This window comes from Marinobacter albus, assembly GCF_030238305.1.
GTDB lineage: Bacteria > Pseudomonadota > Gammaproteobacteria > Pseudomonadales > Oleiphilaceae > Marinobacter > Marinobacter albus.
In genome coordinates, this window is the sequence record NZ_JASSQD010000003.1 from 24,977 (window position 1) to 39,343 (window position 14,367).

The 14,367-nt window shown below is 59.1% G+C and carries 11 protein-coding genes; 8 read left to right on the forward strand and 3 right to left on the reverse strand.

The features are described from left to right. Window positions 1–10 precede the first annotated feature (10 nt). The 3 genes from yaaA (at window position 11) to rdgC (ending at window position 2,039) form a co-directional block, all read left to right on the forward strand. Window positions 11–784, forward strand: coding sequence for a peroxide stress protein YaaA (gene yaaA, locus QQF73_RS15010; RefSeq protein WP_285368693.1), 774 nt, complete (start codon window positions 11–13; stop codon window positions 782–784). 30 nt (window positions 785–814) lie between these two features. Beyond that, the gene (locus QQF73_RS15015; protein ID WP_218637204.1) at window positions 815–1,015 is read left to right on the forward strand and encodes a DUF2788 domain-containing protein; all 201 of its coding nucleotides are present in this window, start codon (window positions 815–817) and stop codon (window positions 1,013–1,015) included. Window positions 1,016–1,112: 97 nt separating this feature from the next. Further along, window positions 1,113–2,039: a recombination-associated protein RdgC gene (gene rdgC / locus QQF73_RS15020; protein WP_219868172.1), complete on the forward strand. Its 927-nt coding sequence runs from the start codon at window positions 1,113–1,115 to the stop codon at window positions 2,037–2,039. Window positions 2,040–2,060: 21 nt separating this feature from the next. Here rdgC and QQF73_RS15025 read toward each other — a convergent pair whose 3' ends face one another. Further along, a complete protein-coding gene (locus tag QQF73_RS15025) occupies window positions 2,061–4,805 on the reverse strand; it encodes a bifunctional acetate--CoA ligase family protein/GNAT family N-acetyltransferase (RefSeq protein WP_219868173.1) in 2,745 nt (914 codons plus the stop codon). Window positions 4,806–5,015: 210 nt separating this feature from the next. On the opposite strand from QQF73_RS15025, the gene QQF73_RS15030 reads away from it, so the two are divergent. After that, on the forward strand, window positions 5,016–5,942 hold the full coding sequence (locus QQF73_RS15030) for a histone deacetylase family protein (RefSeq protein ID WP_219868174.1): 927 nt from the start codon (window positions 5,016–5,018) through the stop codon (window positions 5,940–5,942). A 7-nt stretch (window positions 5,943–5,949) separates the two neighbouring features. Here the strand turns inward: QQF73_RS15030 and QQF73_RS15035 are convergent, their stop codons facing one another. After that, complete coding sequence (locus QQF73_RS15035; protein WP_228743585.1) at window positions 5,950–6,825, reverse strand: flagellar protein MotY; 876 nt, start codon at window positions 6,823–6,825, stop codon at window positions 5,950–5,952. Window positions 6,826–7,025: 200 nt separating this feature from the next. Here QQF73_RS15035 and pyrC point away from each other — a divergent pair, with 200 nt between their 5' ends. Beyond that, window positions 7,026–8,057 (forward strand): dihydroorotase, encoded by a 1,032-nt coding sequence (pyrC, locus tag QQF73_RS15040; protein WP_219868176.1) that lies wholly within the window; start codon window positions 7,026–7,028, stop codon window positions 8,055–8,057. A gap of 41 nt (window positions 8,058–8,098) precedes the next feature. Then, on the forward strand, window positions 8,099–8,752 hold the full coding sequence (gene rnt, locus QQF73_RS15045; RefSeq protein ID WP_219868177.1) for a ribonuclease T: 654 nt from the start codon (window positions 8,099–8,101) through the stop codon (window positions 8,750–8,752). Between the two features lie 54 nt (window positions 8,753–8,806). Here rnt and QQF73_RS15050 read toward each other — a convergent pair whose 3' ends face one another. Beyond that, window positions 8,807–10,792 carry an SDR family oxidoreductase gene (locus QQF73_RS15050; protein ID WP_219868178.1) on the reverse strand — a complete coding sequence of 662 codons (1,986 nt, stop codon included), beginning with the start codon at window positions 10,790–10,792 and terminating at the stop codon, window positions 8,807–8,809. 387 nt (window positions 10,793–11,179) lie between these two features. Here QQF73_RS15050 and QQF73_RS15055 point away from each other — a divergent pair, with 387 nt between their 5' ends. Both QQF73_RS15055 and QQF73_RS15060 read left to right on the forward strand, forming a co-directional pair. Further along, complete coding sequence (locus QQF73_RS15055; protein ID WP_219868179.1) at window positions 11,180–11,479, forward strand: hypothetical protein; 300 nt, start codon at window positions 11,180–11,182, stop codon at window positions 11,477–11,479. Between the two features lie 35 nt (window positions 11,480–11,514). Next, entirely contained in the window at window positions 11,515–14,367 is a 2,853-nt protein-coding gene (locus QQF73_RS15060; protein WP_219868180.1) for an insulinase family protein, read from the forward strand.

Genomic DNA, 14,367 nt, shown 5'->3' on the forward strand with positions numbered 1-14,367 from the left:
ATTGCCTGACATGCTAATGGTCATTTCCCCCGCCAAGACCCTCGACTATGAGAGTCCCCTGGCCACGGAAACCTTCACCCAACCGGATTTTCTCGATGACGCCTGCGAGCTGATCGATCAGCTCAAAGAGCTGGAACCCCATCAGGTCAGCAACCTGATGGGCATCAGCGACAAGCTCGGCCAACTCAACGCCGAGCGGTTCCGGACCTGGCACACACCGTTCACGCCAGACAACGCCCGCCAGGCTATCCTGGCTTTCAAGGGAGAAGTCTACACAGGCCTCGATGCCGAGAGTTTCAGTGAGGACGAGTTCGCGTTCGCCCATAAGCATCTGCGGATGCTGTCGGGGCTGTATGGCATCCTGAAACCGCTGGATCTGATGCAACCCTACCGGCTGGAAATGGGTACCAAGTTTGAGAATCGCCGGGGCAAGGATCTCTATGCGTTCTGGGGCAACCGGATTACCGATGAGATCAACCGCCTGCTGGCCGCAGACGACGGCGTACTGGTCAACCTGGCATCGAATGAGTACTTCAGGAGCGTCCGGAAGAAGGACCTGGACGCGAGACTGGTCACGCCCCAGTTCAAGGATTGGAAAAACGGCCAGTACAAGATGATCAGTTTCTACGCCAAGAAAGCCCGTGGCCTGATGTGCCGTTTTGCAATCCAGAACCGGATCACCCAGGCCGATGACCTCAAGGGCTTTAACCTTGAGGGCTACTACTTCAGCGAAGACCAATCCGACAAGAACAACTGGGTTTTCCTGCGGGACGAACAACCGTAAATCCCCTTAAAAACCAGGATCCTGTTTAAAATGAACGAAGCAGTCTTTTCCCAGATCGCCATGCTGGTGCTTCTGACCGGACTTATTGTCTGGATGGGCATCATCGTGTGGGATCTTGCCAAGAAATCCAGGGCGGGCAAGTTTGGCACCCTCGCCCTGTTTATCGTGCTCGGTGCCGGCGTGGTGGGCTTTATCGTCAAGACGGTCATGGTAGAAATCATGAACCTCTGACGCCTGTGTAGCCACTTTACGGCCACCAACCGGTGGCCGTATCATCCCCGCCTCTCTACGTTTCCTGAACCGTCTATAACAGCAAGGATCAAACCTGATGTGGTTTCGTAATGCCCGTGTCTTCCGTTTCACCAAACCGTTTGATATCTCAGCCGAAGAGCTCGAAGAAAAACTGCAGGCCGACGCCTTCAAGCCCTGCGGCCCCCAGGAAACCAGTCGCCAGGGCTGGGTCCCGCCACTGGGCAAGCACGGAGAGCAACTGGTTCACAGCGCCGGCGGCTACCACCTGATTGCCCTGCGCAAGGAAGAAAAGATTCTGCCCGGCGCCGTGGTGAAGGAGGCAGTGGAAGAAAAGGCGGAGGCCATCGAAATTGATCAGGGTCGCAAGGTCCGCCGCAAGGAAAAAGACGAGATCAAGGAACAGGTCATGCTGGAAATGCTGCCCCAGGCCTTTTCCAAAAATCGGCGCGGTTTTGCTTACCTTGCCCCGAAGGATGGCGTTATCGTGGTGGACGCAGGCTCCGCCAAGCAGGCTGAGGATCTTGCCTCCACCCTGCGCAAAAGCCTGGGGTCTCTGCCCGTACGCCCACCGGCTGTAGAGCAGGCTCCGGCTTTTACCTTCACCGGCTGGTTGAACGAGACCATTGACCTGCCCAGCCAGGTGGTTCTTGGCAACGAGTGCGAACTGAAGGATCCGTCCGAGGACGGCGGTGTGGTGCGCTGCAAGGGATTGGACCTGAAGGCGGGCGAGATCCGGAACCATCTGGACGCCGGCATGCAGGTCACCAAACTGTCCCTGACCTGGGACGATAACGTGTCCTTCGTGCTCGACGAGGAACTGGGGATTCGCCGCCTGAAATTCGGGGAAACCCTGCAGGACCAGTTGGATGACGTGGACGTGGACGACGCCGTGGCCAAGTTCGACGCCGCATTCACCCTGATGACCCTTGAGCTTTCGCGGCTGATTCCGGGCCTGTTGGAGGCCATGGGCGGCGAGGACCGCTCAGCCATCGTCGAGGAATAACCTTCGGGATCGGGAGCGTCCCTAGTGGACGCTCTTGCCCAGTCGTTCCCGCTGCCAGTCTTTCTCCGGCTCGTTGAGCACCAGGCGCAGGTCCATCACCTCTTCTTCCGGGTTGTACTTGATCTCGAATCCGAGATGCTCGGCCAACTGCAGCATGGGCCGATTGTCAGGCAGCACATCACCAACCATCTCGACAGTTCCGCGGCTGCGGCAGTAGTCGATCATCTTCTGCATCAGTGCCACTCCCAGGCCCTCGCCTTTCATCCGGTCATGCACCATCACTGCAAACTCGCATTGCAGATTGTCGGCGTCGGTCCAGGTCCGCACCGTGCCCAGGGTTTCTTCCCCTTCGCCGTCTTCTCTCGGCGCATTCGCAATGAATACCATCTCCCGGTCGTAATCGATTTGCACCATCTGGGCGACGTCTTCGCGGGAAAAATGCTTGCGATACTGGAAGAAACGGTAGCGAATGGACTCCGGGGACTGAAGTTCGTGGAACGCCCGGTGGGCAGGTTCGTCTTCGGCCAGCACAGGGCGAATGATGACCCGGCGCCCCGACTTCGGCAGTACGATCCACTCCTCCAGTTCCCTCGGGTATGGCTGAATGATCGGTTTACCCGGTTTTTCGGCCAGGTTGATGGCGATATTGACGGCCACAGCCCCCTGCTCGTTGAACAACAGAGGCGAGATTTCCAGCCCCTGAATCTCGGGAATATCGATCACAATCTGGGACAGGGTCACCAGGGTTTCGGACACCGCACGAATATCCTCTTCCGGCTTCAGGCTGTGCTCTTTCAGCAGCTTGTACATGTAGGTCCGGCGCAGCAGTTCCCTCGCCAGCACCATGTTCAGGGGCGGTAACGCAATCTGGCGGTCCGTCATCACATTGATCTGCGCGCCGGCCGCACCGCACACCACCAGCGGGCCAAACACCGGATCCCGGGTGATGCCGACGCTGAACTCAATGCCGCCGACGTGCTGGTAGGAACGCTGCACAGCGAAGCCCAGAAATCCGCTTTCCGGGAAATGCGACTGGTACTCTTCCATCAGATAGCGACAGCCATCCATGATGGCGGCCTCGCTGTTCAGTTTTTGGATTGTGCCCTTGTATCGGCGCTGGGTCGGACTGAGGTCAAGGAAGGGGTGACAACCCTGCTCGTGGATGATGGTGATATCAACCGGTCGCCGTTCCACCGCAAAGACCTCCAGTACCTCTTCCATGTCGTCGCAGTACATGGTTTCGATGGTGCTGATGCCGTAATCCTCGATCAGGTCCCGGGCCTCCCGATTGGACAGATGCTTGCGACCGTTGCGCAAGGCCTTCATCACCACGCGGCGGGTGTGGCTGCGATCGGCGAAATGATCGGTGAAGGACTCGGGAGTCTCCGTCAGCAGGCGCTGGACTCGTTGATGCTTCACGTGCTGCATGAACGCCATGACCGCCTTCTCCGGATTGAAGAAGGACGGTAACCCGGCCCGGTAAAACTCTTCCCGGGAGTCCATGACCGTGCTTTGGCCAAGCCAACAGGTAAACACATTCAGTCGCGTGCCCTTGGAGGCCTGCACCACGGCATCGGCAATCTGCAGGCTGTCTTCCGTCAGACTGGGCGCGTACATCACCAGAACGTTGGCCACTTCCGGATCCTTGGCAAGAATCCTGATCGCCTTACCGTAGAGTTCCGGTGAGGCGTCATAGTTGAGATCGATGGGGTTGCGCCGGGTCCAGTAGGGCGGCAACAACTCCGCCAGTGCGTCGATGCTTTGCTCCGACAACTCCGCCAGCTCCCCGCCCAGGTCCGCCAGGCGGTCAACCGCAAGCACGCCCGGCCCTACCCCATTGGCCATGATCGCCAGCGTCTCCCGGCGCAAAGGCCGCATCCGCGTGAGGGTTTCAAGGGCATCGAACATCTGGCCCAGACCATCCACCCTCAACACACCGGCGCGCTGAAGCATGGCGTCGTAGATCGGATCGCTGCGGGTCAGACCGTCCGGAAGTTCATGGGGAAACCATTCGGATTCCGGTACCCGACCGGATTTCACTGCGATCACCGGCTTGGTCCGGGAGGCCACCCTCACCGCAGACATGAAGCGACGCGGGTTGGGGATGTTTTCGATGTGCAGCAGGATGGCCCGGGTCTGGGTGTCCTGGGCCAGATAATCGATCAGGTCGTCGTGATCGATGTCCATGCCGTCACCGAGGGTCAGGAAATAGGAGAACCCCACGCCCCGGGCAAAGGCCCAGTCAATAACGGAGCTGGCAATGGTGCCGGATTGGCCAACGAACGCAACCCGGCCCGGGATCGCCCCCATGTGGGCGTAGGTGGCATTCAGGCTCCGGGCGGGCACCATAAGCCCGATCGTGTTCGGGCCCAGTACCCGAATGCCGGTCTCCCGGGCCGCTTCACGTACCGAGTACATGAGCGGTTGCCCGGTTTTACTGTGGGTCCGGGACATACCGCCGGTCATCACGATTGCGGTACGGACACCCGCCTCTCCCAGCCGCTTGATGGTCTTGGCAACGGTGTCCGGGGGCGTACAGACAATGGCGAGATCCGGCGAGAAATCCATCTTGGAGACTTTTCTGACGCAGGGGACCCCGTGCACATTGTCATAATCGTTCTGGTTTACCACCAACAGCTTACCCGGGTAGCCACCGCCCATCAGATTCCGCAACACCATACCGCCGAGACTGTCCGCCCGCTCAGACGCACCGACAACCACAATGGAGTCGGGATTAAACAGACTTTCCAGATATCGGGTGCTCAAGCTGGCTCTCCTTGGACGCCGCCCCCGAGGCCGCGCAGGTGATAATGTAACTAAATCAGGTCACTTATGAGTGTACATCTTATCTTAGGTGGAGATTAATTGATGTAAAACGACTATCGCTGCCATTACGACCAAAGAAACACGGCAGCCGGGATTGTTCCCTGATAACATTGATGAAAACAAAAGCAGATTCAGGGCGTTCAGAGGCGTATGACCACGGCATTTTTTTCTCATGATGACTTTATGAAACACAACATGGGCCCGGAACACCCGGAATGCCCTGAGCGCATCACAGCCATCCTCAGTCACATCGCAGAAACCAATCTTGAGCAGGACCTCGACTGGGTCCGCCCCGAAGAAATCACCCGTGACCAGCTGCTGACCGTTCATCCCGAAAAGTACCTGCACCAGCTCGACTTGATGCAACCGACCCGGGGCCGGGTATTCACCGATCCCGATACCGCCATGATGCCGGACACCCTGCGGGCCGCCCGCCTCGCCGCCGGCGCGAACATCCAGGCCGTGGACATGGTCATGAGCAGCCAGGTTACCAACGCCTTTGTCTGCGCTCGTCCCCCGGGTCATCACGCCGAACGCAGCAAATCCATGGGTTTCTGCTTCTACAACAACGTGGCCCTGGCCGCGATGCGCGCCCTTACCTTCCATCAGCTGGATCGGGTGGCCATCATTGATTTTGACGTGCACCAGGGCAATGGCACGGTGGATATCGTCGGAGGGGATGAGCGCATTCTCATGTGCTCCAGCTTTCAGCACCCGTTCTATCCACACTCGCACGTGCACCGGCAAGCGCCAAACATTATCAACGCACCGATTGAAGCGGGCTGCGCCGCGATTGAATACCGCAAGGCTGTCGAGTCGGCCTGGGTCAAGAAACTGCAGGACTTCAAACCTCAGGTTATCCTGATCTCGGCCGGGTTCGATGGCCACCGGCTGGACCCGATGGCCGAACTGAATCTCGAAGTGGATGACTATCGCTGGTTAACGGAAATGATTGTCAGCGTAGCCAGTGACCACGCCAATGACCGGATCATTTCAACGCTGGAGGGGGGCTACAGCCTGAAGGCCCTGGGCGAGAGTGTGACGGCTCATCTTGAAGTACTGAACTCCGTCTACTGAACCGGACTCATCCGGCGGAGTCGCCACCGTAGCCATTGGCCTGCTGGAATTCCGGGCGCTCACCCTCACGCTGCAACCGTATGTTGGTGCGACGGTTATCGGAGGGCCGGCGTGAAACCGGGTATTGGTCGCCATGAGCCCGCACGGTAATCATATCCTCGGAAACTCCTTGCGCCTTGAGATAGTCAGCCACCACGTTTGCCCGTTCCTCGGACAGCGCCCGGTTGTCGATGCGACTGCCCAGACGATCGCTGTGTCCGTCCACGAAAATCCGCTCAACGGTTGAATCGGCCAGCACGTAGGTCACCAGGTTATTGAGCAGTTGGCGATCGGCCTCAGACAGGCTGGTACTGCCACTGGCAAAGGGAATGCGGGAGCGTCGAACCTGGTCGTAGTTGACCGGCAACAGGTTGGCCGTGCAGGCCCGGTAGCTCTGGAACTGTCCGGCGAAATTCACGTTCGACACCTGAACCCGCACCGGCCGACTATCAAACCATGATTCCCGGGTGACCGTCGGGCGCAGGCCCTCAAGCAGACCCTGAACCAGCACCATGGCCTGGCGGGTTTCCAGCAGCACCGGCCGGTTTCCGTCCGAGACCGTGACCTTGCCCAGGGGTCTGGGGGCCACACCCGGGCGCCACGCCGGGGCCTCAACCACCAGATCACCACGGCCCGGCCGCATCAGCGGCGATTCCGACTCAAGAAAGAATGTGAGCCTTTCACCGGCCCGGTGCCGGAACACGGCTTTGCCGTACCCCGGAACTTCATGCACCAGCGAACATTCGAACACCGATTCTGCCAGATACCACTGGCTGTTCTCGATGCCCGCACCGTAGCTGGAAGCACCTGACGGTCCGGCCAGACCCAGCGCGAGGGCGCCCATCAGGCCAAGAGAGAATGTTCGTAAGCTGGATGCCATAGCGGATTACCAACGTGCTCAACTGATTCAGTGGTTTCCCCGGTTAACGGCCCGGCCCCCATCTTCTTTAGGGTCGGATACAAAAACAAACACTCTCCCCTTCTGGTATAATTCGCAAAATTTTTCAGGGCCATGGCCCACCTATGGAACTGCGGAAACCTCCCATGACCGATCAGATCACTCTCACCCGTCCGGACGACTGGCACCTGCACGTGCGTGACGGCGATGTCCTAAAGGATGTCGTTCCGGCCACCGCCGCGTGTTTCGGGCGCGCGATCATCATGCCCAACCTGGTTCCGCCGGTAACCACTACCGCAGACGCCCTGGCCTACCGGGACCGCATTCTGGATGCCGCCAAGGGCACGGAATTCCAGCCCCTGATGACGCTTTACCTCACCGAGAGCACCACCGCAGAGACCGTTCGCGACGCGAAGGCAGCCGGAGTGGTTGCCGCCAAACTCTACCCGGCCGGCGCCACCACCAACTCCGCATCGGGTGTAAAAGACATTCGCAATATCTACCCGGTGCTGGAAGCCATGGCCGAATGCGGCATGCTGCTGCTGGTTCACGGTGAGGTGACCGATGCTGACATTGATATTTTCGATCGCGAGAAAGTGTTCCTCGAACGGGTACTCGCTCCGACCATGGACGACTTTCCGAACCTCAAGGTGGTTCTGGAACATATCACCACGGCGGATTCGGCGAAATTTGTTCAGCAGTACGCCGGCAACAATCTGGCCGCCACACTGACGCCACAGCACCTGATGTATAACCGCAATCACATGCTGGTTGGCGGCATTCGCCCGCATCTCTACTGCCTGCCTATACTTAAGCGCAACCGTCACCAGCAGGCCCTGCGCGATGCCGTTGCAAGTGGTAATCCACGTTTCTTCCTGGGCACCGATTCTGCGCCCCACGCCAAGGACCGCAAGGAAGCCGCGTGCGGCTGCGCTGGCTGCTACTCTGCTTATGGCGCCATCGGCCTGTATGCAGAGATCTTCGAGGAACTGGGCATTCTGGACAAACTGGAGGCGTTCGCCAGCGTTAACGGCGCGGACTTCTACGGTCTGCCGAGAAACACGGACACCATTACCCTGGTGCGGGACCCCTGGACCATGCCGGAGCAACTGCCTCTGGCAGACGGCAACATCGTGCCACTGAAAGCGGGTGAAACCGTGAACTGGCGCCTGGCGTAAACATCCTGACTTTTCATCACACGGCCATGACCGGAGTTTGAGTGACTGACGAAAACAAAGAACCGCATCCCATGTCCCGCCGCTTTCGCGGTTTTCTGCCCGTCGTCGTTGACGTGGAAACCGCCGGTTTCAATCCGGAGCGGGACGCCTTGCTGGAAGTGGCCGCGGTGCTGCTGACCATGGACGAGAACGGCTACCTTCTGCGCGGGGAGACCCACGTGCAACAGATTGATCCGTTCGAGGGCGCAAACCTCGAACAATCGGCGCTGGACTTCACCGGCATTGACCCCTGGAATCCGGAGCGGGAAGCGGTCCCCGAACGGGAAGGCCTGAGCGAAATCTTTACCCCGATTCGTAAAGCGGTGAAAGCCTTCGACTGCAAGCGCGCGGTGCTGGTTGGCCACAACGCCACGTTCGATCACAACTTCGTGTTTGCCGCTGCGATGAGAGCCGACATCAAGCGCAATCCGTTCCACCCGTTTTCCACGTTTGACACCGCCACACTGGCGGGACTCGCCTACGGCCACACGGTTCTGGCCCAGGCCTGCAAACTGGCCGGTATTCCGTTCAACAACAAGGAAGCGCACTCTGCCGCCTATGATGCGGAGAAAACGGCGGACCTGTTCTGCGGGATAGTAAATCGCTGGAAGGATCTGGGCGGTTTCCCCCCGCCGTTGATTGAAGAGGCCGAATGACCGACACAAAAAACCCCGCCGAGGCGGGGTTTTTTGATCTCACGGAGCGACCACTTACCAGTAGATGCCCCGCATGATGGCCGCGAACGCCACCTGCTCGCTGGACACCTTGGGCCTCTGGCCGGACCGGCTGCCCGCTGCTGCCGGCGAATCCGGGAACATGCGGTAGCCGGTGTTCATCACGATCTCGCCCATCTTCGGTGCCAGGGCATGCAACACCTGCGCAAAGATGCCCAGTCGGGTCGCGATGCGCTTCGGACGATAGACGATGGCTTCGGCAACCATGTCGGCGGCTTCCTCCGGCGTCAGCGTTGGCACCGAATCGTAGATTTTGGTCGGCGCAATCATGGGCGTCTTCACCAGCGGCATGTTGATGGTGGTGAAGGTCACATTGCGATCCGACCACTCGGCCGCCGCACAGCGACTGAACGCGTCCAGTGCCGACTTGGATGCCACGTAGGCAGAGAATCGCGGCGCGTTGGTCAGCACACCGATGGAGGAAATGTTGATCACGTGGCCACGACGGTTCTCCAGCATTTTCGGTGCAAAACCCATGATCAGGCGCACTGAGCCGAAGTAGTTCAGCTGCATGGTGCGTTCAAAATCGTGGAAACGGTCAAACGACAGATCCAGGGAACGTCGGATTGAGCGACCGGCATTGTTCACCAGCACATCCACCTGACCGTGGTTGTCCAGAACCGTCTCCACGAAGCGGTCAGCGTCTTCCATGTCGGAGAAATCGCACTGGTAGGCATGCACGCTGGCCCCCCGGGATTCCAGCTCCGCTGCCACTTCCTTCAGGCGCTCCGGCTTACGGGCACCAATGACCAGAATGGCTCCGGCATCCGCCAGCTTCTGCGCAGTCGCCAGACCGATGCCCGAGGTTGCGCCGGTCACGACGCACACGCGGCCTTCGACAGTTCCGCGCAGGGTTCGGTCCTTGAACAGGTCCGGGTCCAGGTTGCGCTCCCAGTAGTCCCAGATTACCGCGGAATAATCGGTGAGCCGTGGCACTTCGATGCCGGTGTCCTTGAGAACGCGCTCGGTTTCACGGGCGTCAAACCGGGTCGGGTAATTCACGAACGACATAACCGACGGCGGAATGCCCATGTCGTCAAGCACAGCGCTGGTCAATCGTTTCACCGGAGGCAGGTTCTTCAGGCTCTGGCGAATGAACGGCGGGATGAAACCGAACATGCGGGAGTCAATACGCATGCCCATCTTGGGCGCATGACCGGCCTCGGAGAAGATGTTGAGGATTTCACCGACCTTGTACGGATCGGAATCCACGAGATGGAAGCAGTTGCCGTCCTCGCCATCGAGATGGGCAATGTGATCCATTGCGTTCACGACGAAATCCACCGGCACGATGTTCAGGCGACCACCCTCGATGCCGATGGTCGGCACCCACTGGGGCAGAGCGCGGCGGATCTTCTGGATCATCTTGAAGAAGTAATAGGGTCCGTCGACCTTGTCCATTTCGCCGGTCTTGGAGTGGCCAATGACCATGCCCGGACGGTAGATGCGGAACGGTACCTTGCACTCCTCGCGTACAACCTTTTCAGACTCGTGCTTGGTCAGCAGGTACGGGTGATCCAGCTTTTCCGCTTCCTCGAACATGTCCTCGCGGAACGTGCCTTTGAACAGGCCCGCCGCAGCAATGGAGGACACGTGATGGAAATGCTTGGCACCCATGGCTTCCGCCGCATTCACGGCGGCGCGCGTGCCTTCGATGTTGGTTGCCTGCTGGGCTTCCTCGTCGGCGCCCATGTCGTAGACGGCCGCCAGGTGGAAGAAATGATCAATATTGCCCTCAAGGGCCTTCATGGTCTTGGCGTCGATACCAAGATTCTTACTGGTCAGGTCGCCAATCACTGCCTTGACCTGGGACTCGTCTGCACCCCAGCGCTCCCTCAGCAATTCCAGTTTACCCTGGGACTGCTCACGCACCAGCACGTATACCGTGCCGCCACGCGCCAGCAGTTTTTCCACGAGAAAACGGCCAATAAATCCGGTGCCACCCGTCAGGAAATAGTTCATCAATTATCCACCCTGCTTGTTGCTCATTTGTTGTCTGTCCATGCCGGCACCCATTTAGACTAAAGTCGTAGAGTCTTCCGGAAACGACGGCATTGTACTTAATTGCAACCCTCATGTATCGAACTTTTTTAGAGCTTTTACTCTGTAACCTCTTGTTTTTAATAGAGCTAATACTCTAACTCGGGGCGCAACCCGCACCCGGACGCCTGTCCCGTATGTCGACACAATGATTTTGAGACTAGCACAGGAATTGGCCTGTGCCTGCCCTCTCATTCGATTACTGGAAAGCAATGAAACGCCACGCAAGCAATGACATAATCAGGAACTTATTGCGCCTTCCGGCGTCATCATTGTTCACAGAAATTCTGGATTTGCGGAAGCCACACCATGCCGAAAGACAACCCGAACACCGAACGCTATATCACCATTGCCCGCGCCTGCCTCAAGGCCATCAACGACACTGCCGAAGCATCCGGCAGCCGTGAGGAAAAAATCCAGGCCGTCTACGAGGCAATCGATTCGGCGTTCCAGGCAGAATTTGCCGATTACCGGCAATCGGTCGCCATCATGGCAACGGTATTGGAGCGCATTGCCTCCGGGCAGATGGAGGCCGATAAAGCGGTGGACCTGGCCCGCAAGACGCTGGAGCAGCAACCTGAAAGTACCCGCAACTCGCTGATGCACTGATAACCCCCAAACTGTCAATGGATGAACGAGGCCCTATGAGCACTGGTACCCCCCGGAACGCCCCTGTACGCCTGACTATCGCCAGCACATTGGCAATGCTCGTGCTGCTGTTGAGCAGCACTCTGGCCCTTGCAGCACAGCCGCCGGTCAAGAGCCCCGCTGATGACAATGACTACCGCTTCATCGAGCTGGACAACGGGCTCCGGGCAATCCTGGTATCCGACAGCGACGCCGACAAGGCAGCGGCCTCGATGAACGTTGCAGTGGGTAGCGGCGATGATCCTGCCGGCCGGGAGGGCCTCGCGCATTTCCTCGAGCACATGTTGTTCCTGGGAACCGAAAAATACCCTGAGCCCGGCGAGTACCAGCAATTCATCAAGAGCCACGGCGGCAGCCACAACGCCTACACGGCGTTTCAGGACACCAACTATTTCTTCGATGTCGAAGCGCCCTACCTTGAGCCGGCGCTGGACCGGTTCGCCGAACAGTTTGCCGCCCCGCTGTTTACCGCCGAGCTGGTCGACCGGGAACGTAACGCGGTGCACTCGGAGTTCAGCTCCAAGCAGAAGGAAGACGGCCGTCGCTTCTATTCGGTGAAGAAAGCGGCCAGCAATCCGGAGCATGCGTTCAACCAGTTTGCGGTGGGCAATCTCAGCACCCTAGAGAACACTGACGAAAACCCGCTCCGGCCCGATCTCATCCAGTTCTGGAAAGATCGTTATTCGGCCAACCTGATGACGCTCGCGGTTTACGGCCCCCAGCCCCTGGACGCCCTCGAGCAGATGGTTCAAAGCCGCTTTGGCGCCATTGAGAACCGCCAGCTGGAAGCCAAAACGCATCCGGCTGCTTTTTACCAGGACGACAAACTGCCGGGAAAGGTCACCGCGGATGCCATCAAGGACGTGCGCAGACTGACCCTCTCCTTCCCGATTCCCTCCCAGGAGGACAACTACCACACCAAGCCGGCGAGTTACATTGCCAATCTGCTGGGCCACGAGGGCCCCGGCAGTTTGTTTGACGTCCTCAAACGGGCTGGCCTTGTGGAGAGCCTCTCAGCCGGCGTGGGCATGGACACGGGTGAAGGCGCCATGCTGGACATCAGCATGTCCCTGACGCCGGAGGGTCTGCGCCGCCAGGATGACATCCTGCCGCTGGTGTTCGCCTACATCGACAAAATCCGGAGCAATGGCATCACGGAACAGCGCTTCAGGGAAATGCAGCAATTGGCCCGCATTGATTTTCGTTTCCGTGAGCAGGGCGAACCGGTGCATGAAGCCATGGCTCTTGCCAGTCAGCTCCAACACTACCCGGCCGAGGACATTCTCAGTGCGCCCTGGCTGCTGGAGCGCTACGCGCCGGAGCAATACCAGACCATCCTGGACCACCTCACCCCGGACAACCTGATGGCATTCGTTCTGGCGCCGGAGCCGGCGCTCAAGAATCCGGAACAAACCCGGTGGTACGGAGCGGAATGGCAATGGGAAGCACTTGATCCGGAAAACCTGACGCGCAGCTCGTTGCCGGAACTGGCGGCGCAGCTCAAGCTGCCCCAACCCAACCCCTTTGTTCCGGAAGAACTTGCGATGGTCGCGGGTTCAACCATGGAGCAGCCCACCCTGCTGGGTAGCCAGGACGGCCTGGAAATCTGGTTTGCCCGGGATACCCGGTTCGACACTCCCAAAGCGAACGTGTTCATCAGCCTTCGCACACCCGCCGCACGGGTCTCTGCCCGCAGCAGCGTCCTGACCCAGTTGCTGGTGGATGCGGTAAATACCAATCTGAATGCCTGGGCCTACTCGGCACGCCTTGCCGGTCTGGATTACAGCATTTATCCACACCTCCGGGGCATAACCGTTCGGGTGGGCGGTTACAGCGACAAGCTGCACACCTTGATTAACCGAATCCTGATGCAGGTCGCGGAACCGGACCTGACGCAACAGCGGTTCGACATCGCCCGCCAGAACCTGGTCGACAGCCTCAAGAACAAGGCCAAGAACCCGCCGGTGGAACAGACGTCCGAGTTCATCCAGACCGCCCTGATCGAGGGCGCCTGGAGTACGGACGACAAGCTTTCGGCGTCGCAACAGGTCACCCTGGATGAACTGAAATCGTTCTCCAAGGCGCTGCTTTCAGAAGTGGATCCGGTCATGCTGGCCCACGGCAATCTCAGCCGCGCCTACGCCCTCAACCTGGCCCAGCAGATCCGGGCCATTGTGCTTGATGACAGCAGCTTTGCCGACGTCGACCGCAGCCGGGTACGCCAGTTGCCGCCGGACGAAACCCAGGTGTCCCTGGACGTCAATCATCCGGATACCGGCTACACCCTGTACATGCAGGGCGACAATACTGGCTTTGACGAGCGGGCCCGCTTCCGGCTACTGGCGCAAATCATCAGCAGCCCCTTCTACGAAAACATCCGCACAACCCGGCAGCTGGGTTACATCGTCTACGCGACGCCGTTTGAGATACTGGAAACCCCGGCTCTCGGTTTCGTGATTCAATCCCCGGGCGCCAGCCCGGAGCAGATTGACCAGGCCGTTCGTCAGTTCTCAGCGGATTTTGAGGCGCAACTGGCCAGCCTCGATGAGGCCGGCCTGAATCGTGAAAAGCAGGCGGTAATCAGCAAACTACTTGAGCGGGACCGGCAGCTCGGCGATATTTCGAGTCGATACTGGCGGGAGATTGATCGCAACGCGACCGACTTCGATTCCCGGGAACAACTGGCCAATGCGGTCAAGGGCGTGAGCCGACAGGCACTGCTGGAAACGTTCAGAAAGGCGGTCCTGGACCGTGAACAGGCACTTCGCGTGGTGACTGGCGAGGATGGCTTGAACGCCGATAGCGCGCTGACCCATTTAATGGCGAGGCCGCCAGTCCCGGCGACCTGA

Bases quoted from the DNA above. Each gene is read 5' to 3' on its own strand.
- yaaA (WP_285368693.1), top strand. From the start codon at position 11: ATGCTAATGGTCATTTCCCCCGCCAAGACCCTCGACTATGAGAGTCCC.
- QQF73_RS15015 (WP_218637204.1), top strand. From the start codon at position 815: ATGAACGAAGCAGTCTTTTCCCAGATCGCCATGCTGGTGCTTCTGACC.
- rdgC (WP_219868172.1), top strand. From the start codon at position 1,113: ATGTGGTTTCGTAATGCCCGTGTCTTCCGTTTCACCAAACCGTTTGAT.
- QQF73_RS15030 (WP_219868174.1), top strand. From the start codon at position 5,016: ATGACCACGGCATTTTTTTCTCATGATGACTTTATGAAACACAACATG.
- QQF73_RS15035 (WP_228743585.1), bottom strand. From the start codon at position 6,825: ATGGGCGCCCTCGCGCTGGGTCTGGCCGGACCGTCAGGTGCTTCCAGC.
- pyrC (WP_219868176.1), top strand. From the start codon at position 7,026: ATGACCGATCAGATCACTCTCACCCGTCCGGACGACTGGCACCTGCAC.
- QQF73_RS15050 (WP_219868178.1), bottom strand. From the start codon at position 10,792: ATGAACTATTTCCTGACGGGTGGCACCGGATTTATTGGCCGTTTTCTC.
- QQF73_RS15055 (WP_219868179.1), top strand. From the start codon at position 11,180: ATGCCGAAAGACAACCCGAACACCGAACGCTATATCACCATTGCCCGC.
- QQF73_RS15060 (WP_219868180.1), top strand. From the start codon at position 11,515: ATGAGCACTGGTACCCCCCGGAACGCCCCTGTACGCCTGACTATCGCC.